Genomic DNA, 1,094 nt, shown 5'->3' on the forward strand with positions numbered 1-1,094 from the left:
CTGCCCGGCTGGGCACGTCAGCCAACCCGCTGATCATCGACATCGATGCCTCGCTAGTTGTTCTTCCCATGGACGTTGTGTACGCGGTCGACGGGTGATTTGCCGCCGATGCCGGTATGGGGTCTGTGATGATTGTACTCATGGAGCCAGGCGGGTAAGCGTCGGCGCGCTCGGCTTCTGAGCTGTAGTGCCGGGCGTAGGCCCATTCGAACGCGAGAGTGCGGTGGAAGCGCTCGATCTTCCCATTCGTCTGAGGCCGATACACCGCTGAATATCCACGGCAGGGGTCAGCTGCACATTGTCCCGGGGGAGGAAACACCCCCGGCAAGCCCGGCCTTTGACGGGTATGTCTTCGGTGCCATTCTCCAGCAGCCCACCGATGTGGACCAGCTGCTGGGCACGGCGCACCAGCAGGGGGCACGGATGATCAAAATGCAAGTAGAGGTGACCAACACCGGACCGGTTCCTGTTCCCCCGCTCACGGCCAAGGGTGCGGTGGCCTCCGCCGTCGGGGATCCGGCCCAGCTTCTTCACATCCACATGCACCAGATCGCCGGGGTTTCGTGCTCGTAGCGCACCGGTTTGGGCTTTCGCACCCGGACACCGGTGTTCAGATCGATGTGCCAAGAAGCGGCACCTGGTACCGGCTCAGCACTTTCGATACCGTCGATTGCGGCAGGCGCAGGTGATACGCGATCCGGTGCGGTCCCTACCGCCGGCTCACGCGCAGAGCAACGATCCGTCGCTCGGTGCGCTGGGACGTGCGGTTCGGTGAGCGGCGCGGCCTGGATGAGCGGTCCTCAAGCCCTGCCGCACCTTCAGCCTTGTACCGGGCCACCCAGTTCGATACCGTCCCCCGAGCGACCTGGAAGCGCTCGGCGACACGCGCCTGCGTCCATTTCTCGTTGACGACGAGCAGGACCATTTTCAGTCGGCCCTGCGGTGTCAGCGAAGCGCGGGCATGAGTAATGTAAGACATGAGGACCTTCGTGTGATTCGAGATGAGTGTGGTTACCCATATCGATACCGAAGGTCCTCACCTCTTTTCACACAACGCGCCGTTGCTCACAACCTCCGTGGGAAGAACAGCTAGT

1 pseudogene is annotated in these 1,094 nt (G+C 62.5%); it reads right to left on the reverse strand.

The features are described 5' to 3' along the window. Positions 1-53: 53 nt before the first annotated feature. A pseudogene (locus tag JCM19049_RS23690) lies at positions 54-979 on the reverse strand (integrase core domain-containing protein). Positions 980-1,094 lie beyond the last annotated feature (115 nt).

It is taken from the genome of Arthrobacter sp. JCM 19049, from assembly GCF_001310435.1.